This is a genomic window from Cryobacterium sp. 10S3, assembly GCF_034344045.1.
GTDB lineage: Bacteria > Actinomycetota > Actinomycetes > Actinomycetales > Microbacteriaceae > Cryobacterium > Cryobacterium glucosi.
This window is the reverse complement of sequence record NZ_CP133773.1, coordinates 854,022-879,716: the sequence shown is the minus strand read 5'-3', so window position 1 is coordinate 879,716 and position 25,695 is coordinate 854,022. Positions and strand designations below refer to the sequence as shown.

Here is a 25,695-nt window from a genome sequence, read left to right as displayed (position 1 = left end):
TCTAGCGAGCGGGCTGGGGCGCAGACGTCGCTTCGGCCGTGGCCGTGATGCGGTTGGCCATCCCGCTGAAGATGATCCCGTGGAACGGCAGGATCGAGAACCAGTAGAGCCGGCCACCGAGGCCGCGTGGGAAGAACACGGCACGCTGCCGGTAGACGGAGCCACCGTCCGCGGCCGGTTCGGCGGTCATCTCGAGCCAGGCCAGCCCGGGAACCCGCATCTCGGCACGGAGCCGGAGGAAACGCCCGCGCTCGAGGCTCTCCACCCGCCAGAAGTCGAGCACGTCGCCGGTGTGCAGCCGTTCCGCGTCGCGCCGGCCACGGCGGAGCCCGACGCCGCCGACGAGCTTGTCCGCCCAGCCGCGCACGGCCCAGGCGAGAGGGAATGAGTACCAGCCGTTGTCGCCGCCGATGCCCTCGATGATGCGCCACAGTTCGGCGGGCGCCGCGGGGGTGTGCTTCGTACGAACGTCGGTGTAGACGAGGTGCCCCGCCCACTCCGGGTCGCTCGGCAGCGGGTTGCTGCTCGCCCCCTCGATCGAGGCGTTCCGCCAGCTGGTCTCGACGTCGCCGTCGCGCATCCGCCCGAGCGCGAGCCGCACGGCCGTGCGGTACCCGGTGAGACCGCCGTCGGGGACGGGGATGTACCCGTCGATGTCGTGTTCGCCCATCACGCAGTCGTTCTGCAGGGAGGCGATGATCGGCACGGCGAGGTTGCGCGGGATCGGGGTGACGAGGTTGACCCACTGCGAGGCGAGCCACGGGGTCAGCACCGGCAATGAGGCGATCGGGCGCTGGCGAAGTCCCGCCTCGAGGGCGTAGCCGTTCATCATCTGCCCGTAGCGGAGCACGTCGGGACCGCCGATATCGAAGGTTCGGTTGACGGAGTCGGGCAGGTCCGCCGCGGCGACGAGGTAGTAGAGCACGTCGCGCACGGCGATCGGCTGGATCTTGTTCCGCACCCACTTCGGTGCGGGCATGTACGGCAGCACGTCGGTCAGGTGCCGGATCATCTCGAAGGACGTCGAGCCGCTCCCGATCACGACGCCGGCCTGCAGGGCGGCTGTCGGCACGCCGGAGGCCAGCAGGATCCGTCCGACCTCGGCCCGGGAACGCAGGTGCCGGGAGAGGGTCTCGGTGTCCGGGTGCAGCCCGCCGAGGTAGACGATCCGCGAGACGCCGGCCGCCGCAGCTGCCGACGCCACCGTGCGGGCGGCCCGCGCCTCGGCCTGCTCGAAGTCGCCCGAACTGCCCATCGCGTGCACGAGGTAGTAGACGACGTCGATCCCGGCGCACGCCGCGTCCACGGCGTCGGCGTCTGCGAGGTCGCCGACCCGGATGTCCACCCGGTCCCGCCAGGGGACGTCGGTGAGCTTCTGCGGCGAGCGCACGAGCACGGTCACCTCGAATCCGGCGTCGAGGAGGAGCGGAACCAGCCGCCCGCCGATGTAGCCGGTCGCCCCGGTCACGAGTGCTCGTCTGGCAGTCATGGTCAGAGCCTAGGGCGAATGCCGGCGCTGAGGCTGGGAGCCTGCCGGGCCTGTGGATGAATCGCTCGCGCTCGATGCGAATCCGGCAGGATCGGCGCATGACTCTTCGACTCGACCCCCGGTATCCGCTCGTCTGGCGCTCGCCGGACACCATCCAGCTCGGCGTCGACCACCCGGCGCTCCGCCTCCGCGTGCCCGGCCCCGGCCTCGAACGCGTCATCGACGCGCTCCGGTCCGGGGTGCCCCGCAGCGGCGCCGTCATGCTCGGCCGCACGGGCGGGGCGACTGCAGAATCCGTCTCCGCCCTCCTCGCCGCGCTCCGCCCGGTCCTGCTCGACGACCTCGGGCCGGAGTCCTCGACGCCGGCGCTCCGGCACTGGGTGTCCGTCGACGGGCGCGGCACGACGGCCGCGCGGCTCCGTTCCTTCCTCGACGACCTCGGGCTCGACACCCACGAACTCGACGACGGTGTCGGCGGAAGCGCACGGGTCGCCGACGATTCCGGCTACGGCACCGGCATCCGTTTCAGCACCGCGAGCCGCACCGGCGCGGATGCCGCCGCCCCCGCGGACACGGACCTCGCGGTGATCATCGGCCGGTTCGCGATCGAGCCGGCACGCTACCGGCGCTGGCTGAACCGCGACGTGCCGCACCTGCCGGTCGTGTTCGGAGACCGGAAGGTGCGGATCGGCCCGCTCGTGGAGCCGGGGCTGGGCCCGTGCCTGTTCTGCCTCGAGCAGGCCAGGGTCGACGCCGACCCGGCCTGGCCCGCGATGGCGAGCCAGCTGGCCCACCGGCCTGCGCCGACGGAGTCAGCGCGTCGTGGCCTCGAGGTCGCTGTCCGGGTTGCGGGGATCGTGCAGGATCGGGTGCTGTCCGGTCACTCGGCGCTCGCGGGCGTCTCCCTGTCGATCGACGCCGCGAGCGGAAGGATCACGCGCCGCGTCCACCGGCCGCACGAGCGTTGCGCATGCCGAGCTCTGTCAGGAACCGCGATCGTTCCCTCGGTGCCCGTTGCTGGTGCCCGGACGCGGACCAGCTCAGGGCGAGTCGCCGGCGTGCCCTGGTGATGCCGACGTAGAGCAGCCGGCGTTCCTCGTCGATCTGCTCGAAGGTACCCGCGTAGCTGATCGGGACGAGCCCCTCTGACAGCCCCACCACGAAGACGGCGTCCCATTCGAGGCCCTTGGCCGAGTGCAGCGTCGCGAGGGTCACCGCCGAGACGGTCGGTTCGTGCTGGCCTGCCTGCCGCTCCATCAGTTCGTCGGTGAACTGGCGGAACGTCGTTCCGGGCGCGGCCTGGTCGACGAGCCCCATGATGGCGTTGAGCGATTCCCAGCGGTCCCGCACCGCACCGGCGGCCTCCGGCGCTGTCTGGCTCCAGCCGAGCGAGCGCAGCACGTCGCTGGCCGACTTGAACAGCGGCTCGCCCACGATCGAAACGGATGCCGCTCGCAGCTGCATCACGGCCTGCTTGACCTCGGTGAGGTCGAAGAACCGCTTCGATCCACGGATCTGGTAGCTGATGGACAGGTCGCCGAGCGCGGTCTCGAGCGCCGCGGCCTGCACGTTGACCCGGTAGAGCACGGCGATGTCTTCCGGCCGGATGCCGGATTCGATCAGTTCGAGGATCTGCTGGGCGACCCCGCGTGCCTCCGCGAGGTCGTTCGCGTACTCGTGCACGCTCGGTTCGACCCCCGGCTCCGCCGAGTGCGCGCGCAGGGTGAGCGCCCCGGTGCGGCCGCGCATCAGCTGGTTCGCGGTCGTGACGATCGCCCCCGTCGACCGGTAGTTCTGTTCGAGGCGCACGACCGTCGCATCCTCCCAGCGCTTGGGGAAGTCGAGAAGGTAGTCGCTGCGGGCGCCCGCGAAGGAATAGATGGTCTGGCTGGCGTCGCCGACCACGCACAGGTCCCTGCGTGGCCCGACCCAGAGGGCGAGCAGGTCGTGCTGCAACGGCGACACGTCCTGATACTCGTCGACGACGAAGAACCGGTACTGCTCGCGCACCTGCAGGGCGACGGAGGGTTCGGACTCGATCATCCCGGCCATCGCGAGCAGGACATCCTCGAAGTCGATCTGCTTGCGCTCATCCTTCAGCCGCTCGTAGCGTTCGTGCATCGCCACGACCTGGTCGGCGTCGAGCCGGCCGGGCAGGCTGCGCCTGGCGATGCCGGCGGCGTAGTCCTCGATGCTGAGCCCGGTGGTCTTGCGCCACTCGACCTCGGCGGCGAGGTCGCGCAGGGTCGCGGTGTCGAGCCGGAGTTTGAGCTGTTCGGCGGCGTGGCCGAGCAACCGGCCCTTTCCGTCGAGGATGCGCGGCGCCTGGCCGCCGACGACGTGCGGCCAGAAGTAGTTGAGCTGGGAGAGCGCTGCGGCGTGGAAGGTGCGTGCCGCGACGCCGCCGGCGCCGAGTTGGCGCAGCCGGCCCCGGAGTTCCGCGGCGGCCCGCGAGGTGAAGGTGAGCGCCATCACCCGGTTCGGGGCGTACGCGCCGGTCATCACCCCGTAGGCGATCCGGTGGGTGATCGCGCGGGTCTTGCCGGTGCCTGCGCCCGCGAGCATGCACACCGGCCCGACGAGGGCCTCCGCGGCGATGCGCTGCTGGTCGTCGAGGCCGGCCAGAAGCGTCTCGGGGGTCAGCGCCATCCGGCGACCAGGTCGGGGCCGAAGTCGATCGGTCCGCCGTACCACTGCTCGATGATCGCGCGTGCGATCGAGGAGCGGCCGGGCAGGATGATGCTGTCGCCGGCCGCGGCCAGTTCGGAGCGGCTGAACCAGCGCAGGTCGAGGATCTCGTCACCGTCAGGCAGGACACCGTCCGGCTGCTGGCCGTCGGCGAGGCGCGCGGTGAAGCCGAACATGATCGAGGCGGGGAACGGCCACGGCTGGGAGCCGAGGTAGACCGGGTCGGTGACGCGGAGGCCGGACTCCTCGAACATCTCGCGGATGACGGCCGCCTCGAGGGACTCCCCCGGTTCGACGAAGCCCGCGAGCAGGGAATAGCGGTTGTTCTCCCACAGGGCGTTCGACCCGAGCAGGATGCGCTCGTCGGCATCGGTGATCAGCACGATCACGGCGGGGTCCGTTCGGGGGAACACCTGGCTGCCGTCCACGGGGCACCGGCGGCTCCAGCCGCCGCCCTCGACCTCGGTTGCGGCGCCGCAGCGCGGGCAGTGCGCGTGCGAGGCGTGCCAGTTCGCGAGCGCGAGCGCTTCGGTGAAGAGGCCGGCGTCGCGGTCGGAGAGGGCGCTCGCGACAGTGCGGAGCGGCACCCAGAGGGACTCGTCCGGTTCGAGGGTCGCGGCCGCGCCGTCGTCGAGGATAACGGCGACCAGGCGGGTGCCCGCGGGTTCCGCGCCCTCGTCGGCGAGGGACCTGCCGAGGTAGAGCTCGATCGGGGTCTGCGCGACGAGGGCGGGCGGGAACAGGCGCAGCCGGGGCCGGCGGCTTCCGGTATCGGTTGCGGCGAGCTCGTGGGTGCCTGCGGGGGCCGCACCCGGCGTTCCCGCCAGGAGGGTGGACCCGCGCCAGAGCGGGAGGACGCGCGTGGAGGCATCCGCCCGGAGCTCGTCGAAGAGTCCGGGTATGGCCCGGGTGAGGTGGTCCCTGTCGACGGCGTGGCGCGACAGTGGCAGTTGGGAGGTGAACGTGAACGGCATGAAGACCCTTCGGACTCTGGCGTGACTGCCGAAGTTATGTGGAGGCGTGGCGAACGACCACACCGAGGGGAAGTCGACCTAACCTAGTAGGCATGGCCAGATCCCATCTCACTCTAGCCGCGCTCGCCACTTCAGCCGTGCCCGGTCTCGACGTCGTCCAGGCCCGCAGCCATGGCTCCAGCGGGCGCTCCTCCGGCGCGCCCGGAGCATACGATTCCGCTGTCCTGCTGGACCGCGACGGACGCTCCCTGATCATCCGGGTGCCGCTTTCCCAGGCCGCGGAGACCGAGCAGTCCGCGGACCTCGTCGCGCTCCGCGCCCTGACCGTCGGCAATCGCAGCCGCCTGCCGTTCGACGTTCCGCAGTTCGTCGGGCAGGCCCCGCTCAGCGGGACGCGCGCCGTCGTCTACGAGTTCCTGCCCGGCGACACCTTCGACGCGGACGCCCTCACCGGACACGCCGGGGTCTCCGGGTCGATCGGCCGGGCCATCGCGGCCATACACGGCCTGCCGACCGCGGTGGTGAGCGATGCCGGGCTCACGCAACGCAGCGCCCAGGACTGCCGCACCGAGGTGATCGACCTGATCGGCCGCACCGAGGCGACCGGGTACCTGCCTGCGGCCCTGCTCCGCCGCTGGGAGCTCGCGACCGACGACGACGCGCTCTGGCAGTTCCTGCCCTGCGTCATCCACGGTTCACTGTCCGCGGAGTCCTTCCTGATCGGCGAGGATTCCGTGACGGCCGTGCTCGGCTGGGCGGCGCTGAGCGTCGGCGACCCGGCCAGGGACCTGAACTGGTTGCTCGCCTCCCGGGGAGCCGCCGGCGAAGCGGCGATCGCATCCTACGGCGGCGTGCGCCAGGGCAACGACCCGCGCATCACGCAGCGGGCGATGCTCTACGCAGAGCTCGAGCTCGCACGCTGGCTGCTGCACGGCACCGACACCCGCAACCAGGGAATCGTCGATGACGCCGTCGCGATGCTCGACGGGCTCGTCGAGAACGTGCACCACGCGACCTCGCACCCGCTGTCCCCGAAGACCGGCCCGATCCTGAACGTGTCCGAGGTCGAGAGCCTGCTCGCCGCGACCCCGTACGCCGCGGTGAAGCGCGCGCCGGCCGCCGCGATGCACACGGATGCCTACACGCTGTCCGACTTCGAGACCGGCGAGTTCGCCGACGAACCGGACACCACCGGCGCGATCGACGTCGTGGGCGACGGCACGGACACCGGCACCGGCGCCGAGGTGCGGGACACGACCGAGGACCACGCCGCCACGAGGTCCGCCTCGGAGTAGAGCCGCTCGGGGGCGACCACGGTGTCGTCGGCGACGAAATAGAACACCGCGTCGACCTCGTCAGGGTCGATCCCCTTCCAGGTCGCGTACGCGAGGCGGTAGAGCGCGAGCTGCGTCTGCTTGAGTTCGAGGTCCGCTGCGTTCTTCGGCGCCCGGCCCGTCTTCCAGTCCACGACCTGGTAGCCCGTCCCTGTGCGGTACACCGCGTCGAGCTTGCAGATGAAGACCTGGCCGGCGAGCACGTAATGGATCTCGATTTCGACCTCCTCCGGTTTGAGGCCGGCCCAGGGCGACCGTTCGAAGGTCGCCTGGAGGCGTTCGAGCTGGGCCTGCTCGAGCGGCTGGTTCTGGTCGAGGTCGAGTTCGAAGGCGTCGGCATCCGTGTCGGTGTCTGCTTCGAAGAGCCCGGCGTCGATCCGGTCGCCGCCGAGGAGGCCGCCGGCCCGTCGCTCGACCCAGGAGTGGAAGAGGGTGCCGAGCCGGGTGGCCCGGTACGGCCGCTCGGGCATGGGGCGGCGCACCTGTGCGGCGACCCCGGCGGGATCGTCGACGTAGTCCTTGAACCGCGAGGCGGGGATGCGGGCGGGCAGCGGTGCGACCGTGCCTGCGCCCAGGCGGAGGGCGCGTTCCTCGAGCAGCAGGGTCACGACGTGGGACCAGCGTGTCTCGCGGGCCAGGGCGTCCGGATCGTTCGCTGCGGCGCGCACCCCGGAAGCGGCCTCTTCGACGACGGCCCGGCGGGTGCCGAGCGGGTCGAAGGGCCAGGCCGGCGTGAGGCCGTCCTCCGGGGCCGGTTTCTCGGCGTTGGCGCTTTCCTCTGGCAGGGGGTCGATGAGGCCGGCCTCCGCGAGCTCGACGAGGTAGCGGCTCGGGGTGCGCACGGTCGAGCCAGAGCCCCAGAACGAACCGGTCAGCAGGAGTTCGTGCCTGGCCCGGGTGGTGGCGACGTAGATCAGCCGGCGTTCCTCGTCGTCGTGGCGGCCGGCGAGGTCCGCCTTGTACGCCTGGAAGGCGAGGTCGTAGGACAGCTGGCTGTCGTGGCCGGTCCAGTCGAGCTGGGGCAGTTCGGCGTGGTCGCCGCGGAACGGGTACGGCAGCTCGCCGAAGCGGATCCAGCCGGTGACCTCGCGCGCGGGGGCCGGCAGGCTCTTGTCTGTGAGGTTCGGGATCGCGACGTAGTCCCACTCGAGGCCCTTCGCGCCATGGATGGTGAGGAGTTGCACGGTGCCCTGTTCGGCCACCTCGGCGCGCGGTCCCCTGTCGTCGGCGAGTTCGGCCCGGCCGAGCCAGCGCAGGAAGCTCGCGGCGGTGCCGAGCTCGTCACTCGCGAGGAAGTCGGAGATGGTGTCGTGGAAGGAGTAAAGGTTCGCGAGGCCGAGGCTGTTGTTCTCGTTCGCGACGAGTTCGACGTCGAGGAGGAGCTCCTGTTCGACTAGGCGCACGAAGTCGAGCAGCGGAAGACCGGCCCGCGAGCGCAACCAGGCCAGCAGCTTGCCTGCTGCGCGCAGCCGCTCACGGCCGGTGTCGGTGAAGCCGGCGAGCTGGCCGTGACCGGGCGGCGCCGCCGCGGCGAAGTCGAGGGCGTCGACGAGGGAGGCCCCCTCGTCGTCGGCGACGGACGCACGGAGCTTCTCCGTGAGCTCCCGGCTGACGGCCTTCTGCGCCCAGTCGTGGGCGGCGAGCCAGCGCGAGACGGCCGCGAGGTGCTGCAGGTCGCGCGGGCCGACCTGGAACCGGGCACCACTCAGCAACCGGACGAGTTCGCTTCCCGCCGAGGGATCGTGCACGACCCTGAGCACGCTGACGACGTCGGTGACTTCCGGGGTGGAGAGCAGCCCGCCGAGGCCGAGCACGTGGGCGCGGACGCCGTTCGCGCGGAGGACCCCGGCGAAGAAGTCCATGTCGCGCCGGGCGCGGAAGAGGATGGCGCCGGACTTGTCGCTGCCGGCGCCGAGCCGGGCGGCGAACCAGCTGGCGACGGCCTGGGCCTCGTCGGTGGCCGTCTCGGCGAGCTGTGCGGAGACAGCGCCGGGCCGGGTGCCGTCCGGCACCTTGAGCGTCTCGACCTGGATGCCGTCCGTCCGGCGGCGCAGGGCCTCGCTGAGCGGGGCGACGAGCGTGTTCGCGGCGTCGAGGACCGACCGGGGGTTGCGCCAGGTGAAGGAGAGCGACATGGACGGGGTGACCCGGCGTTCCGAGCGGGCGTCGGGGTCGAAGTCGGCGGAGAAGGCGAGCAGGTTCGCGGAGCTCGCACCGCGCCAGCCGTAGATGGACTGGTGCGGGTCGCCGACGGCCATCACCGGATGCCTGGCGAAGAGGGTGTGCAGGAGTTCGGTCTGGAGCACGGAGGTGTCCTGGTACTCGTCGAGCAGCACCACCCGGTACTGTTCGCGGTACCCCGCGACGACCCGCGGAACCCGCTGGCTCACCTGCAGGGCGAGGGCGACCTGGTCGGAGAATTCGATCAGGCCGAGCCGGCGCTTCTCCCGGTCGTACCAGTCGGCGAGTTCGGCGAGCACGGGCAGCGGCCCGACCGCGGCGAGTGAGTCGACGACGGAGGTGTACGGGACCTTCTTGCGCGGGTTGCCGTATGGAAGGTCTTCGAGGTAGGCGAAGCCGGCGGCGAGGCCGGCGAGATCGTGCCCGGCGCGGCCGGGGGCGCCTGCCGGGCCGGTCGTTGCCAGGCCGGTCGTTGCCAGGCCCGTTGTAAGGGGAGGCGGGTTCTCGGCGAGCAGGCGGCTGAACCGGAGCACGGCATCCGTCACGGCGTCGAGGCTCTTGCCCCAGGGCACGAGCCTGTGGTCGCCGTGTTCGATCACGACACGGCGGGCGAGCAGCCACGCGCTCGTCTCGGTGAGCAGGACGGACTCGGGTTCGCGGCCGAGCAGGAGGGCGTTGTCGGTGAAGAGACGGCTCGCGAAGGAGTTGTACGTCGACACGGTCGGGGTGTTGAACAGGCCGGAGTCGACGAGCTCGCCGGTGGTCTCTGCGCCCGCGGCCGGAGTCGGCGCGGGCAGCAGTCCGTTGGCGTCGAGCTGCGCGATGCGGTCGCCGATGCGCTCGGCGAGTTCGCCGGCCGCCTTGCGGGTGAAGGTGAGGCCGAGGACCTGGTCTGGGCGGGCGAGGCCGTTGGCGAGCAGCCAGAGCACCCGGTTGGCCATGGTCTCGGTCTTGCCGCTGCCGGCTCCGGCCACGACGAGGGTCGGCGCGAGCGGGGCCTCGATCACCGCCTGCTGTTCCGGGGTGGGCGGGAACATGCCGAGCGTGCCGGCGATCTCGAGGGCGCTGACCGGGTTCTGCGGACGATGCGGGTCGTGCGGCACGGGCGTTCCGTTCTGCCTCACGAGCTGACCTGCCCGATGATGTGGATGCGGCAGGCCCCGTGCGAGCGCGGGTCGAGGCAGTGTGTGGCGAGCTCGGCGACGAAGGTCGCCCCGCCCATCAGCGCCGCGTCGGCACCCACCCTGGTGCGGAAGGCGAGGAGCTGTTCCGCGGTGAAGGTGGTCTGGGTGGGGTTGCGGTAGTTCTGCTTAGCTGTGCCGGAGGAGACGATTACGAGGCGGGCTCCCGCGAGGGGCGTCCCGGCGGGGACGCCCTCGATCTGGCCTTCCTGGAAGGCGAGCTGGTAGGCGCCGAGCTGCGGGTGTTCCGCCACGCCCGCGTCGCTCACGGGGTCTCCGCGCCCGGTCTTGAGATCGACGATGACGGCGCTGCCGTCGGCGAGGCGTTCGACCCGGTCGACGGTGCCGGTGAGCCACGCGCCGTCGACGTCGAACCCGAAGCTGCCCTCGGCGCTCAGGAGTTCGCCGCCGGCGTGTTCGAAGTCGAGCAGGTAGGAGGCGAGCCGGTCGGTGAGGACGCGCGCGTCGGCGCGCTGCACCTCGGACTGCCACTCCGCGTCGAAGCGGAGCTCGCCCCAGCGCTCGTCGACCGCCTGCCACAGTGCTTCTGGCTGGCGGTCGGTCGACTCCTCCATGACCGCGTGGATGATCGTGCCGAGGTTCGCGGCCGTGTTCGAGCTGCCGCCGCCGAGCCGGCCGATCGCCCAGTGCAGCGGGCAGGTCTCGACAGCGGCCATCTTCGACGGGGAGACCCGCACCGGCTCGTCACCGGCCGTTGGGTCGTTGAGGGGTTGTAGCGTGCTGGGGCCCGCGAGGCCGTACCACTGGCCGGGGTCAGCACCGGGCACGGCTGCCGCGGCGAGCCTCGCGAGGGTTGCCGCGGCATCCGTTGCGCGCTCCGACCGTTCGGGGTGTTCGGACAGGGCGCCCGCCGCGACGCCCCTGGTGAGGTCGCGGCGCAACCGGCCGACGAGACCGCGGAGTGACACCGGGTAGCGCCCGGCGGGATCGGTGCCGTCAGCCCCGGCCGGCGGGGTCGGCCGCGGCAGCAGCTTGAGGAACACCGACGGTTCGTTCTCCTCGTTGTCGACGGCCGTGACGAGGAGTTCGCTCCGGGCCCGGCTCGCGGCCTGGGCGAACATGCGCAGCTCGTCGTGCAGGACCTCGGTGCGCGCGTCGCCGCCTCGGGGGTCGCGTCCGGAAGCGAGGGCGGCGAGATCGCCCGAACCGAGCAGCGAGCCGCGGATGCGCAGGTCCGGCCAGACGTTCTGCTGCACGTTCGCGATCACGACGAGGTCGAACTCGCGGCCGATCAGCCCGTTCGGGGTCGAGACGGTGACGGCGTCCCCGAGGGCGCGGGGGGCGAGGGTGTCCTCTGGGACGTCGGTGTCGACGAGGTGTTCGAGGAAGAGCACCGGCGGGGCCGCCGGGGTGCGTTCGACGTAGCGTTGCGCTGCGGAGAACAGGGCTACGACGGCGTCGAGGTTGTGGTTGGCCTCGTCGGCGATGATGCCGATTCCGGTGGACTGCTCGAGCCATTCCCTGGCGAGGCCGCTGCGCTGCCAGAGGCCCCAGAGCAGTTCCTCGATGGTGGCCCCCGCCTCGTATTCGACGGATGCGGCGAGCAGGCTCTCCGCGCAACTCGCCGCGCGGCGGGCGGTGCGGTTGTCGATCGCCGACAACAGCGACGGCGTCGCGAACACGGCGGCGAGAAGCTCGTCGGCACTGCGGGTACGGGCGGCGCTCGGGGTCGCGCCGGTTGCCGGCTCGCCGGGCTCCTGTTTGCCGAGTTCCTGTTGGCCGAGTTCCTGTTGGCGCAGCGCCGCGCGGAGGCGCCGCAGGGTGATCGGGTCGAGGCCACCGAGGGGGCCGCGCAGGAGTTCGGTCGCCGCTTCGGCGTCGAGGGGACGGCGGCCGAGAGTGACGTCGAGGGCGAGGATGAACGCACGCACCGCCCATTCGTCGCGGAGGGCGGTCTGCGCTGAGGGCACCTGGGTGGGCACCTCGAGGGCCGCGAGGCCGCGGGCGAGTGCCGGGATGGCCGAACCGCTCCGCGCGACCACGGCCATGCGGCCCCACGGCACTCCGTCGAGCACATGCCGTTCCCTCAGCCGCCCGGCGATGAGCGCGAGCTGGTCGGCGGGGCTCGCCGCGAGGAGGGTTTCGACAGAGGCGGCGGATGCTTCGGTGCCGGCCGCGTCGGTGCCGGACTTTGCGACGCCCGACTCTGCGGCTCCTGGGTCTGCGGTGCCGGACTCGACTGAGGGCACGTCGGACGGGGACTCGACGCTCCCGGCCCGGCGTTGGGTGCCCGCGGACGCGGTCCCGATCCGGTGGGTGATCTCCCGCACGACGCCCCGGATGGCGGGTCCATGCCGGTAGACGGTGTCGAGCACGAGGGTCGTGACGCGTGGTGCGCCCGGAGCGAGGTAGTCGGCGAGCCTGCCGAGGGCATCCGCGTGGGCGCCGTTGAACGAGCCGGTCGTGATGTCGGGGTCGCCTGCCGCCACGATCGCGACGCCGCGCGCCGCGAACTGGGCGAGCAGGGTGAGGGTGGCCCTGTTCAGTTCCTGGGCGTCGTCGACGACGATGAGGCGGAGGCCTGCAAGGGTGCCGAGGGTCGCGGCTCCCGCGGACCCGGGAGCCGCTGCGGCGACGACGGCCGCGGCGAAGCCGGCGAGCTCGGTGGAATCGTACTGGCCGGGCCGGCTCTGGTCTTTGACCTCGTCGTAGCCGCGGATGAACCGGGCAGCCGCGATCCATTCCGGGCGGTCGGTCGCTGCACCGAGCTCGACGAGGCGGGTGGGGGTGATCCCGTATTCCACGGCCCGCATCATCAGGTTGCGCAGTTCGGTGCGGAACCCGCGCAGCCGGCGCACGCCCGCGTCGAGGGTGGGCGGCCAGGCCGGGCCGGACGGACCCGCCCCGTCGCCGTCACGGACCCCGTCACGGTCGCGCACGCCGCCGAAGTCGCCGCTGCCATCGACGGGGTTGCCGTCGTCAAGGTCGCCCTGGAGGAGTTCGGCGATGATCTGGTCCTGCTCGCCACCGGTGAGCAGCGTCGGCGCCGGTCCGCCGGCCGCGGCCTCCGCTCCGCGCACGAGTTCGAACGCGACGGAGTTCGCCGTGCGGGCGAGCGGGCCGTTGGTCGGAACGCCGAGGCGGAGCGCAAGCCGGTCACGCAGCACGGTGGCGCCCGCCCGGGTCGGCACGAGCAGGAGGACCTCCCCCGGCGCGTACCCGCGCTCGAGGACGCGTTCGGCGAGGAGCTCGATGAGGGTCGTGGTCTTCCCGGTGCCCGGGGCGCCGATGAGCGCGGCGGAGACCCCGTCGGCCAGCTCGAGGGCAGCCCGCTGGGAACCGTCGAGGGGGAAGGGAGGCGCGGAAACGTCGCGGTCGAGGGTCGGAATTCCGGGGCTGGTCACGTTTTCAAAGCTAGCGGGTTGCGCCGACAGTGAACGTTGTCCGGCTGCCCCGCCGTTCTGTCGTAATCTGGGCGCTTAGGCAACGAAAGGCGCATCTGGTGGATATCCGCATTGGCATCTTCAACTCTCCCCGTGAGATCAGCTTCGAGACGTCGCAGGCCGCGACCGAGGTCGAGGAAGCGGTAGCAGCCGCCCTCTCCGGTTCGACCGGGTACCTCAAGCTCGCCGACAGCAAGGGCCGGGTGTTCATCGTCCCGACGATCGGCCTCGCCTACGTCGAGCTGGGCTCCGAGGAGTCCCGTCGCGTCGGTTTCGTCGCGTAACACCGGCATGGAACTCCTCTTCGCCGCGCTCGGCGGGGCCGTCCTCGGCCTCGCGGCACGGTACGCGCTGCCCGGGCGCACGAACCACGGTGCCGTGCTGCTGCCCGCGATCGGCACGATCGTCGCCATGGTCGTCTGGGTCGCACTCACGTGGTTCGGCTGGGCCTGGGACGGTGGCTGGATCTGGTGGGCCACCCTCATCATCGCCGGCGGGGCATCCGTCGCGGCAGGCACGACCCTCGCGCGCTCACGCGTCGACGGTGACGCACGGATGCTGCACGAGCTGATGCGCACCGGTCGCCCGGGCCGCGCCTAGGCTTCCCTCGCGCCGAGCGCGAGTGTTCCGCCGTTGCGCGTGCGGTGCGCCACCCGCGCAGCGGCGAACCGCCCGCGCTCGAACGCGGGTTCATCGCCGCATGCTCAGGCGGTGAGGCCGAGGCCGTCCATTCGCCGGGTGTGCGCGGCGATCAGTTCGGTGAAGACCGGCTCGATGCGCTCCTCGGTGGGACCGGCTGCCAGAACGACGCCGGACGGGTCAGGCGTGCCCGCGAACGCGAGCGCGGAGCGGGCGATGAGCAGGGTGTCCCCGACCAGCCGGCGGCCCCAGAGGGCCAGGTGCGAGGCGAGCGGCGCATCCGCTGCGATCGCGGCCGCGAGCTGGGTCGCGAGGATCGCGGTCCCGGCATCCTCGCCGAGAAGGTGCGCGACCCGCGGGCCGACCTCACCGGGCAGCCCGTCGGAGAGCCGGATGAAGAAGTCGTCGAGCAGGCCCCCGGCGAGGTAGCAGCTCAGCAGCAGCTCGGTCCAGTCGGCGCCGCTGATCTCGGCACGGAAGGCGTCGAGGGCCGGTACGAACGGCGCCATCACGTCGGCGGGTTCCGCTCCGCGACGGCGGATCTCGGCGACGAGGCCCTGGTGCTTGGAGAGCGCGCGCCCAGCGGCGGTGCTGAGCGCCTGCTTGGCGGCGAGGTCCGGCGCGATCGCGACGGCGCGGGCGAGGCTCTCGAAGACGCCGAGCTCGAAGTATGCGGACTGGCCCAGGAACGGGAGCAGTTCGGGGGTGAGGTCCTTGATGTCCACTTTCGTGGTCGATGGACGTTCCCCCCGGGTGGTGAGCCGGGGGATAATCTCGACGCGCTTGGCGCGCCCATCAAACCAGGAGAACACCAGCCCAGCTTAGGACAGAGCTGCGGCATCCGCGCGGCCCGACACCGACCGCGCCCGCGTGGCTTCGGCTGCTTCCCAGACAGCTCCCGGTAAGGTGAGACAAGCCATCGGCGTGGATCGGTGGCTGGTGCCCGAGGCAGAAGACGGGCGCATCTTTCGTTTCCAGCTAATGACAGGCAAACTTTCGTGACTTTCTCCGAACTCAATATCGACCAGGACCTGGTTGACGCTCTCGCCAGCAAAGGCATCCTCGAGCCGTTCCCAATCCAGCTCCAGACCATCCCGCTCGCGATGAGCGGGCAGGACATCATCGGCCAGGCCAAGACCGGCACCGGCAAGACCCTCGGCTTCGGCCTCCCCCTCATCCAGCGTCTCGGACTCGACCCCGAGCCCGGCGTGCAGGCGCTCGTGGTCGTCCCGACCCGCGAACTGTGTGTGCAGGTCAGCGAGGACCTCGAGATGGCCTCGCAGAACCGCAACACCAAGATCGTGTCCATCTACGGCGGCAAGGCGTACGAGGGCCAGATCGAGCAGCTCAAGGCCGGCGCCCAGATCGTCGTCGGCACCCCCGGCCGCCTGCTCGACCTCGCGAGCCAGCACCTGCTCAGCCTCGCCAACGTGCGCGAGATGGTCCTCGACGAGGCGGACAAGATGCTCGACCTCGGCTTCCTGTCCGACATCGAGCGGCTCTTCGCCCAGACGCCGTCGACCAGGCACACCATGCTCTTCTCCGCGACGATGCCCGGCCCGATCGTGGCCCTCGCCCGCCGGTTCATGAACCGGCCCATCCACATCCGCGCGCAGGAGCCCGACGAAGGCCTCATGCAGGCCAACATCCAGCACATCGTCTACCGTGCCCACAGCATGGACAAGGACGAGGTCATCGGCCGCATCCTGATGGCGGAGGGCCGCGGCAAGACCGTGATCTTCACCCGCACCAAGCGCGCGGCCGCCAAGCTCGTCGAGGAACTCGGCGACCGCGGCTTCAACGCGACCGCCGTCCACGGCGACCTCAACCAGGACCAGCGCGAACGCGCCATGGCCGCGTTCAAGGCAGGCAAGAAGGACATCCTGATCGCAACGGATGTCGCCGCTCGCGGAATCGACGTCGACGACGTCACCCACGTGATCAACCACACCATCCCCGAGGACGAGAAGGCGTACCTGCACCGCGTCGGGCGCACCGGGCGCGCGGGCAAGACCGGCATCGCGGTCACGTTCGTCGACTGGGACGACATGCACAAGTGGACGCTGATCAACACCGCACTCGACTTCGGCGTTCCGGTCCCCGTCGAAACGTACTCGTCCTCACCGCACCTGTACTCCGACCTCAACATCCCGGTCGGCTCGAAGGGGCGCCTGCGCATCTCGCCCGTGCGCGAGCACGCCGCGGGAAGCGGTCACTCCGACTCCGGCCGTTCGGACGGTCGCTCCGGTGGCGCCGGGCGCACCGGCGGCGCCGGCCGCTCCGGCGGATCGGGCCGCGGCGGAGACGGGGCACGCTCGGATTCGGGTCGCACCGCAGACGCCGGCCGTTCCGGTGCAGCACGCACCCGCACCCGTGTCAGCCAGTCCACCAACCCCGACGCCCCTGCTGTGACCCCCGCAGCGGGCACCCACGACGGCGGCGGAGCCCAGCACCACGACGGCAACAGCGCACCGCGCCGACGCAGCCGTTCGCGTCGCTCGGCTCCCGCGGCCGGCGGCGTCAACTAGCCGCTCCGGCCTCCAGCCGCCACTTTCGACAGAGAAGGGCGCGCCCGCTTCTGCGGGCGCGCCCTTCTGCGTGCCGCGACCGACAGCATCCGCGGCGGGTAGCTCGCTGAGGTGTCGCAGATCGAGGTTCCCGCAGCGCGCGAACCTCGATCTGCGACACCTCGCGGGGCCCTAGGCGAAGACGGGCTCCGAGCCGGTCGCCTGCTGCAGGATGCGGTCGAGCACCTCGGGCGTCGTGGTGTTCTCCCCGAGACGGTTCGGTTTGCCCTCGCCGTGGTAGTCGCTCGACCCCGTGACGACGAGACCGTACTTGGTCGCGAGCGAATAGAGCCGCGCCTTCGCGGCCGTCTTGTTCTCGCGGTGCTCGAGTTCGAGCCCGAAAAGCCCCGCCTCGACGAGGCGGGCGAGCCTGGCCTCCGGGATGACGTCGCCCGCTCCGCGGGTCGCGGGGTGCGCGATGACCGGCACTCCCCCCGCCGCGACGACGAGGCCGACGGCGCGCAGCAGGTCGGGGGCGTAGTGCGGCTGGTAGTAGCCGGATTCCCAGTGCAGGATGCCCGCGAAGGCCTCGCTCCGAGTGAGGGCGAAGCCCCGGGCGACCAGGGCGTCGGCGATGTGCGGGCGGCCTACCGTGGCATCCGGTGTGGTCTGCGCGAGAACGTCATCCCAGGTGAGGGCGTAGTCGACACCGATCCTCTCGACCATCTCCTCGGCGCGGACGAGGCGGGCCTGCCGCACCCGCGCTGTCTCCGCGACGATTCCGGCGTCCGAAGGGTCGAAAAGATATGCCAGCAGGTGCACGCTCGCAGACGACACCCGAGTACTGAATTCCATTCCGGGAATGAGCGTGATGCCCGCGGTGCGGGCAGCTGCGGCCGCCTCGTGCCAGCCTGCCGTGGAGTCGTGGTCGGTCAGCGCGACGGTGCCGAGACCAGCGGCGGAAGCGGCCCGCACCAGCTGGGAGGGGGTCTCCGTGCCGTCTGAAACGCTCGAGTGCGCGTGCAGGTCGATGGGACCCCTGAATTGCCGTTCGCCTGCCATGACCCCATGCTAGTTGCGCAGGGACCGCCCACCGCCCGGTGCCCGCCCTCCCCTCGCCCCGGCGGCTCTCGCCGAAGATCCAGCGGGCAATGGGACAATGGGGCCATGGCCAATTCCACCGAAACCGTGCCCACCGTCACCGCCAAGCCCCGCCCGAACGAGAACCGTTCGACGACGCCGGGGTCGGACGGCTTCAAGTCCTACATCTCCAGCGGCTGGGCCGAGCGCGTCGACACGCTTCCGCCGGCCCGCGAGCAGGCGCCGTTCGCAGCGGCACGGCGTGCTCGCGTGTCCGCGATGTACCCGGGGCAGCGCCTCATCGTTCCGGCCGGCCGCCTCAAGCAGCGCTCGAACGACACCGACTACGCCTTCCGCGCCCACTCCGCCTTCTCGCACCTCACCGGCTGGGGCAGCGACGCCGAGCCCGGAGCCGTGCTCGTGCTCGAGCCGACGACGACCGGGCACGACGCGACGCTGTACTTCCGTGAGCGCGCCGGACGCGACTCCGACGAGTTCTACGCCAACGCGGACATCGGCGAGTTCTGGATCGGCCCGCGCCCCTCCATCGCCCAGGTGGCGAGCGACCTCGCCATCACCGTGCGCGGGATCGCCGACCTCGACTCTGTGCTCACGGTCGTCGACTCCGAGACGCTCGTCATCCGCGAGGCAGACCCGGCGTTCACCGTGGCCGTCGACGAGGGCCGCCTCCGCTTCGCCGCGGACAAGGTGCTCGGCGACAACGCCACGAACACTCCGTTCAGCCTCGAGGTCAACGGCGAGCACGAAACGGACGACCGTTTCGCCCGCGACCTGTCCGAGCTGCGCCTCGTGAAGGACTCCTACGAGATCGCCCAGATGCGCCTCGCGATCGCGGCCACCGGGCGGGGCTTCGAGGACGTCATTCGCGACCTGCCCCGGTCGAGCGCCCACGAACGCGGCGAACGCCTCGTCGAGGGCGTCTTCAACACCCGCGCCCGCTCCGACGGGAACGCGGTCGGGTACGACACGATCGCGGCCTCCGGCCCGCACGCGTGCATCCTGCACTGGACTCGCAACGACGGCCCGCTCAACCCGGGCGACCTGATCCTGCTCGATGCGGGTATCGAGGTCGACAGCTATTACACCGCTGACGTCACCCGCACCCTCCCCGTCGACGGCACCTTCTCCCCCGTGCAGCGTCGCGTGTATGAGGCCGTGCGCGAGGCAGCGGATGCCGCGTTCGCCGTGGCCAGGCCCGGCGCGATCTTCCGTGAGGTGCACGCCGCAGCCATGGCGGTCATCGCCCGCCGGACCGCGGAGTGGGGCATGCTCCCTGTCACCGCCGAGGAGGCGCTCAAGCCGGAGAACGGGCAGCACCGCCGGTACATGGTGCACGGCACGAGCCATCACCTCGGCATCGACGTGCACGACTGCGCCCAGGCCAGGCGCGACATGTACCTGGACGGCGTGATCGAGGCCGGGATGATCTTCACGATCGAACCGGGCCTGTACTTCCAGCCGGACGACCTCACCGTGCCGTTCGAGTTCCGCGGCATCGGTGTCCGCATCGAGGACGACGTGCTGATCACGGCGACGGGCGCCGAAAACCTGTCCGTCGGCATCCCCCGCACCGCCGACGACGTCGAGGCCTGGATCGCCTCTCTCACCGCCTGACCCGCCTCACCCGCCGCGAAAGCGGGTGAATCGTCGTTCTCACGAGGTCAAACCGACGATTCACCCGCCTTCGCGAGCCTGCGTGGGCTGTGGAGCTGCGGCTAGTCGGTGGATGCGGTGGGCGAGGCTTCCGGGGCGGGCGTGACCGCCGGAGGGGCGAACTGGCCGTACGGCGGGGCAGGCTGGTCCGGACGGGCCGCCGGGGCCGTGGGCTCCGGCTGGGCAGGCTCCGGATCGACGGACCTGACCGCGACGGGTTCCACTGTGCCGTGCAGGAGGTTGCGCGCCTTGTTCACGAGCGCGGCCTCGACGATGATCTGGTAGTTGCTCGCCATCACCTGCATCGTCGAGGTGAAGTCACGGCGCCTGCGGTTGAGCGCGTAGCTCACAACACCGAACAGCATCCCGAATCCGGCGCCCATCAGCACCGCAGCGAGGACGAAGGGCAGTCCAGCCCCGGTCGGCGAGAAGATGAAGAACAACAGGCCGAAGAAGATTCCGAGCCAGGCGCCGGAGGCCGCACCGGCGAGGGCGACGCGTCCCCAGGTCAATTTCCCGGTGACTCGCTCGACGGTCTTGAGGTCGTTGCCGACGATTGAGAGCTGCTTGACCGGGAAATCAGCCTTCGCCAGGGTGTCGACTGCGGCCTGCGCCTCGGCATACGTCTCATAGGTCGCGAGCACCTCGCCCTTGGGTAAAACGGGGAACAGGGCCGGACCGCGATTGCCAAAAGGGTTCTGATTGCTCATGCCGCCATTCTTCCACAGCACGCCGAAGGGCCGCAGGTGGCCTACATTTGTAACGTGACTGCCACCAGAGTCTTCGTCGCCCGATTGGCCGGGTGTTCCGTCTTCGACCCCGCGGGCGACCGCGTCGGCAAGGTCCGTGACGTGCTCGTGGTCTACCGAAAAGACGATCCGCCCCTCGCGGTCGGACTCATTGTGGAAATCCCGGGCAAGCGCCGCGTCTTCGTGTCGATGAGCCGGGTAACGAGCATCGGCTCCGGCCAGATCATCACGACCGGCCTGATCAACGTGCGCCGCTTCGAACAGCGCGGCGGCGAGGTCCGCGTCATTGCCGAGCTCCTGGGCCGCGAGGTCATCTTCAACGACGGCTCCGGCGAGGCGACCGTCGAGGACGTGTCGATCGAGGAGACCAAGCAGGGAGCCTGGGAGATCGCCCAGCTCTTCGTCCGCCGTCCCAAGGCGAGCGTGTCCCTCTTCGCGAAGGGCGCGACGACGTTCGCCACCTGGAGCGACGTCCGCGAGAAGACCACCGTCGGCCAGGCCCAGTCCGCCGAGCAGCTCATCGCGACCTATTCCGACCTCAAGCCCGCCGACCTCGCCAACACGATGCTCGACCTTCCGCCCGAGCGCATGCACGAGGTCGCGAGCGAGCTTCCCGACGGCCGCCTCGCCGACGTCCTCGAGGAGATGCCGGAGACCGAACAGGTCGCCATCCTCACCCGGCTCGGCGACGCCCGCGCCGCCGACGTGCTCGACCACATGCAACCGGACGACGCAGCCGACCTCATCGCCCAGCTGCCTGAGGAACACGGCGAGCAGCTGCTCGACCTGATGGAGCCGGAGGAAGCCGACGACGTGCGCTTCCTGCTCACCTACGCGCCGGACACGGCCGGTGGCCTGATGACGACGGAGCCCATCATCGTCTCCGCCGACGCGACCGTCGCAGAGGGCCTCGCCCTGATCCGCCGCCACGACCTCGCGCCAGCGCTCGGAGCTGCGATCTGCGTCACCCTCCCGCCGTACGAGCCGCCGACCGGCCGTTTCCTCGGCATGGTGCATTTCCAGCGGATGCTGCGCTACCCGCCGCACGAGCGCCTCGGCACGCTGCTCGACCAGGGTCTCGACCCCGTCACCGCAGACACCTCGGCCGCGGAGGTCACCCGGATCCTCGCGAGCTACGACCTCGTCTCCGTTCCCGTTGTCGACGACAACCACCGACTCGTCGGGGTGGTGACAATTGACGATGTCCTCGACTACCTGTTGCCAGACGACTGGCGAAGTCACGACGGCAATGACGATGTACGCCGCCGGGCAGCCGCCCGCAGCGAGCTGAAGACGGGAAGTATCCCGCTGCCACACGGACGGAGGACCGGCAATGGCCCGAAGTGATCGCTCGGATCAACGCCTCGACTCGCCCAAGGGCCTGCGCGTCGCTCCCCTGTCGCGAACCAGGAACCGCAATCGCAACCGCGACCGGCCGTCGAGCGACCGTTTCGGCCGGCTGACAGAGGCCATCGCCCGCGGCATGGGCACCCCGTGGTTCCTGCTCGGGCTCACGCTTTTCGTTCTCTTCTGGATGGGCTGGAACACCCTCGCCCCCGTCGCATGGCGCTTCGACTCCGTCGCGCTCGGCTTCATCGCACTCACCCTCGTGCTCTCGATGCAGGCCTCCTATGCCGCCCCGATGATCCTGCTCGCGCAGAACCGTCAGGACGACCGCGACAGGGTCCAGTTCGAACAGGACCGGCAGCGCGCCGAACGCAACCTCGCCGACACCGAGTACCTCGCCCGCGAGGTCGTCGCCCTCCGCCTCGGCATGAAGGACCTCGCCTCCCGCGACTTCCTCCGCAGCGAACTCCGCGCCCTGCTCGAGAACCTCGAACAGCGTGAGGACGAGGAGAAGCGCAGCCGCAAACGCTCCCGCAAGGGCGACCGCGAGCGGGAAATCGACCACGACCACGACCACGACCGCGAGGCAGGCCAGGACAGGGCAACCGCCACGGCGCAGGCGACGGCACGGGGCGTCGAACCCACAACCGCACCAGCTGCGTCAGCCGTACCCGCACCATCAGCCGCACCGGCAACGCCCGCCTCACCCCCGGCATCCGCCAGGACCATCGAGGAGCGACCCCCGATTGGCCGCTGACTCGCCCCTGGCACCGGGTACGGCAACCGCCGACCCCGCCGGGATCGACGCCAGGGTCGGCGCTGCGCTCTCCCGGGTGATCGACCCGGAGATCCGCAAGCCGATCACCGAGCTCGGCATGGTCGCCGGGGTGCACACCGGGAACGGGCACACCACCGTCGACCTGCTGCTCACGATCGCCGGATGCCCCGCCGCACGCCAGATCGAACGGGACGTGCTCGAGACGGCAGAGTCCGTCGCCGGTCCAGGACACGTGACCGTGTCGGTCGGCGTGATGACCCGTGAGCAGCGCCGCACGATGACCGAGAAACTCCGCGGCGGCGCGGCCGCGCGCACGACGCAGTTCGGTGCGGGTTCCCTCACCCGGGTCTACCTCGTGACGAGCGGCAAGGGCGGCGTCGGCAAGTCGACGATCACGGCGAACCTCGCCGTCGCGCTCTCCGGCCGCGGCCTCAAGGTCGGCGTCGTCGACGCGGATGTCTACGGTTTCTCCATTCCCGGACTGCTCGGCCTCGTCACGCCCGGCGTCGACGGCGCCAAGGGGACAGCGGTCAAACCGACCAGGGTCGGCGACATGATCCTGCCGCCGATCAATTACGACGTGAAGGTCATCTCGATCGGCATGTTCGTGGAGGACGGCGGCGTCGCGGTCGCCTGGCGCGGGCCGATGCTGCACCGGACGATCACCCAGTTCCTCACCGAGGTCTACTTCGGCGACCTCGACGTGCTCCTGCTCGACCTCCCGCCAGGGACCGGCGACGTGGCGATCTCGATCGGTCAGCTGCTGCCCCAGGCCGAGGTCATCGTCGTGACGACCCCGCAGCCCGCCGCGGCGGACATCGCCGAACGCAGCGGCGTCGTCGCCCGCCAGACCGGGCAGACCATCTTCGGCGTGATCGAGAACATGTCCGGCGCCCTCCAGCCCGACGGCAGCCTGCTCGAGCTCTTCGGCGCCGGAGGCGGAGCCGAGGTCGCGCGGCGACTCTCGGCCGGCCAGGACACGCCGGTGCCGCTCCTGGCGAGCGTCCCTCTCAGCGTTCCGCTCCGCACCGGCGGCGACGACGGTCGCCCGGTCGTGCTGAGCGACCCGCTCGACCCGGCGGCCCTCGCGATCGACGCGGTCGCCGAGCGGCTGTTCTCCCGCGCCCGCGGCCTCTCCGGCCGCAGCCTCGGCGTCTCCCTCAAATAACGCCGGTCACCGCGCCGCGCGCCCGGGCGTGAGGTGTCGCATATCGACGTTCACACGGCCCGCGAACGTCGATGTGCGACACCTCAGGGTCGGGACGACGCTAGGGCTCGAGGTCGGCGAACAGCTCGGGCTGCGGGTCCGCGAACAGTTCGGGCTGCGAGGTCGGCGCGGCCGTACTCGTCGGCGGCTGCGGACGCCGCACGTGCACGGCCGCACCGGCCGCGAGGTACACCTCCCGCGGCTTGCCGGCGTCAGACTGCTTGACCGAGGAGATCCAGATCGCCTCCGGGTGAACGTCACGGCCCGCACGGACGTCCTCCGCGGTCCGGAGCTTGGCCACGCGGTGGAGCACGCCGCCGAACCAGATCTTCGCGACGATGTCGGCGACGGTGAGCATGATCTGCATGACCACGATGAGCGTCCCACCGGAGCCGACGAGCGGCATCGCGTACACGATCGGGTACACCGCCCACGAGGACAGCAGCAGTATGGTCGCGGAGCGCAGCAGTGCGGCCGAATCCACCGTGAGCACGGGCAGGGAGCGCCGCACCACGCTCGCGAGCAGGGCCGTCGTCGCCAGCCAGAACACTCCGGCGGCGATCCCCCACCCGACGAGCGCGGCGGCATCCGTGCCCCCCGAGGCGACGATCGCGCCCAGGTACGCCAGGAACACCATGAAGAAACCGCCGGCCATCGCGATCAGGCGGATGCGCCGGGCCACGCCGCCGAGGACGACGCACACGGCGAGGAGCTCGATGACGACGAGGGGAACCGCAACCGACCACTCGACGTAGCGCACGCCGAAGGTGAGGAGCGCAAGCCCGTTGGGCACGAACTCCGCGCCTTCACGGGTATACCCGAAGAGAAGACCGGACAGGAGGACGAGGTAGGACAGGAACATGGCGCTCATGATGCCGAGCCGCGCGACAACGGCGGTCCGGTACCGGGCGCCGACCTCCCCCCGGGTCACCCAGGCCCGCAGGAAACCCACGAAGAAGCACAGGGCGCCCATCCCCACGAAATAGCAGATGAGCTGGTACTGGGCCGGGGAGAGTCCGGCCTCCCACGGGGCGGCCAGGGATCGGACTAACACGGATACCCTTCATCAGCGACGGTGTCTTCGAAACGTGAGTGCGTCAGGAACGAGCAGGAGAGCCAGGAGCGAACGGTCGTGGAACGAGTGTCAGGATCGTGATTTCAGGACAGGGACGACCGGCGGCGGTTCCACGGAGAAGAACAGGCCGCCCGCGCTGTTCGCCGACACCATCAGCCGCTCGATCCAGTCCCGGTTGATGTTCGGCACCCGGCTGACCGAATAGCGGTAATAGAGTGTGCTGCTGGCATCGAGCCAGATGGCGCTGCGCCCGCTCTCGGTCTCGTCATCGGCCGACTCCGTCCACGAAAAAATGAAGCCCTCCCTGCGCCGCAGTTTCGTCGTAATGACGATCTGCAGGTGCATCAGGGCACGATCCTCAAAACTGACCACAATTCCTGGACTGCCGTACAACAACGTACCCATGAGCTCCCCCTCCGGATGGCTTACTCTAACGGACGAATCCCCCGCCGCCTAGCAGCTGCTATCCGGACGCGTCACCGGCTCCACCGAGCGTAGCCGCATGGTCGGGGACGGTGCGGTTGAGTTCGCGCGGCGGACGCTCGTAGTCGGCGCCCTGCGGCCGATGCGGAATCGAGACCCGCGGCGGTTCACGGTGCTCGTACGGCACGATCGAGAGCAGATGGTTGATCATGTTGAGCCTGGCCGCGAGCTTGTCCTCGCTCTCGACGACCCACCAGGGCGCCTCGGCGATGTCGGTGTGCACGAACATCTCATCCTTGGCCTTGGAGTAGTCCACCCACTTCGTGATCGAGAGCAGGTCGGTCTCCGAGAGCTTCCAGCGACGCATCGGGTCCTTGAGCCTCGAGCGGAACCGGGCCTCCTGCTCGTGGTCGGATACGGAGAACCAATACTTGACGAGGAGGATCCCGTCCTCGACCAGCATCCGCTCGAAGAGGGGCGCCTGGTGCAGGAACCGGCGGTACTCGTCGGGGGTGCAGTACCCCATCACGCGTTCGACGCCGGCCCGGTTGTACCAGGAGCGGTCCATCAGCACCATCTCCCCCGTCGACGGCAGGTGCTCGATGTACCGCTGGAAATACCACTGGCCACGCTCACGGTCTGTCGGCACCGGCAGCGCGACGATCCGGGCGATCCGCGGATTCAGGTACTCCGTGACCCGCTTGATGGCCGAGCCCTTGCCCGCAGCATCGCGGCCCTCGAAGATCACGACGATGCGGGCGCCCGACTCGCGCACCCACTCCTGCATGGCGACGAGCTCCGTCTGCAGCCTGCGCAGCTCGGCGTTGTATTCGGCCTTGCGGATCCTGCCTGGTGTGGGTTTCTTCTTCGCCATCCCCGACCTTTCGTTCGCGTGATGACAGCCTAGGAGCCAGAACGACCCGGATGGCTCTATCCGGCGCGGGCGAGTCTGTCTATCCTGTTCC

General features: G+C 70.6%; 17 protein-coding genes and 2 pseudogenes. 8 read left to right on the top strand and 11 right to left on the bottom strand.

What is annotated here, in order from left to right:
* Position 1 precedes the first annotated feature (1 nt).
* The 3 genes from RHM57_RS04055 to nudC form a co-directional block, all read right to left on the bottom strand.
* Entirely contained in the window at positions 2–1,489 is a 1,488-nt protein-coding gene (locus RHM57_RS04055; RefSeq protein ID WP_134449560.1) for an SDR family oxidoreductase, read from the bottom strand.
* A gap of 933 nt (positions 1,490–2,422) precedes the next feature.
* Positions 2,423–4,138: an ATP-dependent helicase gene (locus RHM57_RS04050; RefSeq protein WP_134449559.1), complete on the bottom strand. Its 1,716-nt coding sequence runs from the start codon at positions 4,136–4,138 to the stop codon at positions 2,423–2,425.
* Positions 4,129–5,151 (bottom strand): NAD(+) diphosphatase, encoded by a 1,023-nt coding sequence (gene nudC, locus RHM57_RS04045; RefSeq protein WP_134559129.1) that lies wholly within the window; start codon positions 5,149–5,151, stop codon positions 4,129–4,131. Before nudC ends, RHM57_RS04050 begins: the two co-directional genes overlap by 10 nt.
* A gap of 92 nt (positions 5,152–5,243) precedes the next feature.
* Between nudC and RHM57_RS04040 the strand changes: the two are divergent.
* Positions 5,244–5,936 (top strand): annotated as a pseudogene (locus RHM57_RS04040) (phosphotransferase); the annotation flags it as partial.
* A gap of 353 nt (positions 5,937–6,289) precedes the next feature.
* Here RHM57_RS04040 and RHM57_RS04035 read toward each other — a convergent pair.
* The gene (locus RHM57_RS04035) at positions 6,290–9,790 is read right to left on the bottom strand and encodes an ATP-dependent DNA helicase (protein ID WP_322189596.1); all 3,501 of its coding nucleotides are present in this window, start codon (positions 9,788–9,790) and stop codon (positions 6,290–6,292) included.
* Positions 9,787–13,212 (bottom strand): ATP-dependent helicase, encoded by a 3,426-nt coding sequence (locus RHM57_RS04030; protein ID WP_322140717.1) that lies wholly within the window; start codon positions 13,210–13,212, stop codon positions 9,787–9,789. Before RHM57_RS04030 ends, RHM57_RS04035 begins: the two co-directional genes overlap by 4 nt.
* Positions 13,213–13,310: 98 nt before the next feature.
* Here RHM57_RS04030 and RHM57_RS04025 point away from each other — a divergent pair, with 98 nt between their 5' ends.
* Entirely contained in the window at positions 13,311–13,535 is a 225-nt protein-coding gene (locus RHM57_RS04025; RefSeq protein WP_134449555.1) for a DUF3107 domain-containing protein, read from the top strand.
* 7 nt (positions 13,536–13,542) lie between these two features.
* On the top strand, positions 13,543–13,851 hold the full coding sequence (locus RHM57_RS04020) for a hypothetical protein (protein WP_134449554.1): 309 nt from the start codon (positions 13,543–13,545) through the stop codon (positions 13,849–13,851).
* A gap of 104 nt (positions 13,852–13,955) precedes the next feature.
* Here RHM57_RS04020 and RHM57_RS04015 read toward each other — a convergent pair whose 3' ends face one another.
* Complete coding sequence (locus RHM57_RS04015; RefSeq protein WP_134449553.1) at positions 13,956–14,702, bottom strand: ferritin-like fold-containing protein; 747 nt, start codon at positions 14,700–14,702, stop codon at positions 13,956–13,958.
* A gap of 186 nt (positions 14,703–14,888) precedes the next feature.
* Between RHM57_RS04015 and RHM57_RS04010 the strand changes: the two genes are divergently transcribed.
* Positions 14,889–16,418, top strand: coding sequence for a DEAD/DEAH box helicase (locus RHM57_RS04010; protein ID WP_134449552.1), 1,530 nt, complete (start codon positions 14,889–14,891; stop codon positions 16,416–16,418).
* 171 nt (positions 16,419–16,589) lie between these two features.
* Here the strand turns inward: RHM57_RS04010 and RHM57_RS04005 are convergent, their stop codons facing one another.
* Positions 16,590–17,459, bottom strand: a complete 870-nt coding sequence (locus RHM57_RS04005; protein ID WP_134449551.1) for a PHP domain-containing protein — start codon at positions 17,457–17,459, stop codon at positions 16,590–16,592.
* Between the two features lie 105 nt (positions 17,460–17,564).
* On the opposite strand from RHM57_RS04005, the gene RHM57_RS04000 reads away from it, so the two are divergent.
* A complete protein-coding gene (locus RHM57_RS04000; protein WP_174774611.1) occupies positions 17,565–19,112 on the top strand; it encodes an aminopeptidase P family protein in 1,548 nt (515 codons plus the stop codon).
* A 101-nt stretch (positions 19,113–19,213) separates the two neighbouring features.
* Here RHM57_RS04000 and RHM57_RS03995 read toward each other — a convergent pair whose 3' ends face one another.
* Entirely contained in the window at positions 19,214–19,861 is a 648-nt protein-coding gene (locus RHM57_RS03995; protein ID WP_134449549.1) for a general stress protein, read from the bottom strand.
* A gap of 54 nt (positions 19,862–19,915) precedes the next feature.
* Between RHM57_RS03995 and RHM57_RS03990 the strand changes: the two genes are divergently transcribed.
* From RHM57_RS03990 to RHM57_RS03980, 3 genes and pseudogenes are all read left to right on the top strand, one after another.
* The gene (locus RHM57_RS03990) at positions 19,916–21,247 is read left to right on the top strand and encodes a magnesium transporter MgtE N-terminal domain-containing protein (protein ID WP_134449548.1); all 1,332 of its coding nucleotides are present in this window, start codon (positions 19,916–19,918) and stop codon (positions 21,245–21,247) included.
* Positions 21,234–21,758, top strand: a pseudogene (locus RHM57_RS03985) (DUF1003 domain-containing protein); the annotation flags it as partial. The gene RHM57_RS03990 and the pseudogene RHM57_RS03985, both read left to right, overlap by 14 nt.
* Positions 21,759–21,993: 235 nt before the next feature.
* Positions 21,994–23,193, top strand: a complete 1,200-nt coding sequence (locus RHM57_RS03980) for a P-loop NTPase (RefSeq protein ID WP_134449546.1) — start codon at positions 21,994–21,996, stop codon at positions 23,191–23,193.
* 100 nt (positions 23,194–23,293) lie between these two features.
* Here RHM57_RS03980 and RHM57_RS03975 read toward each other — a convergent pair whose 3' ends face one another.
* The 3 genes from RHM57_RS03975 to ppk2 all read right to left on the bottom strand — a co-directional run bounded on the left by RHM57_RS03975 (position 23,294) and on the right by ppk2 (position 25,604).
* Positions 23,294–24,286, bottom strand: coding sequence for a bacteriorhodopsin (locus RHM57_RS03975; protein WP_322140716.1), 993 nt, complete (start codon positions 24,284–24,286; stop codon positions 23,294–23,296).
* A 90-nt stretch (positions 24,287–24,376) separates the two neighbouring features.
* On the bottom strand, positions 24,377–24,652 hold the full coding sequence (locus RHM57_RS03970) for an ATP-dependent DNA ligase (protein ID WP_241975346.1): 276 nt from the start codon (positions 24,650–24,652) through the stop codon (positions 24,377–24,379).
* 118 nt (positions 24,653–24,770) lie between these two features.
* Positions 24,771–25,604 (bottom strand): polyphosphate kinase 2, encoded by an 834-nt coding sequence (ppk2, locus tag RHM57_RS03965; RefSeq protein WP_174774610.1) that lies wholly within the window; start codon positions 25,602–25,604, stop codon positions 24,771–24,773.
* Between the last annotated feature and the right edge of the window lie 91 nt (positions 25,605–25,695).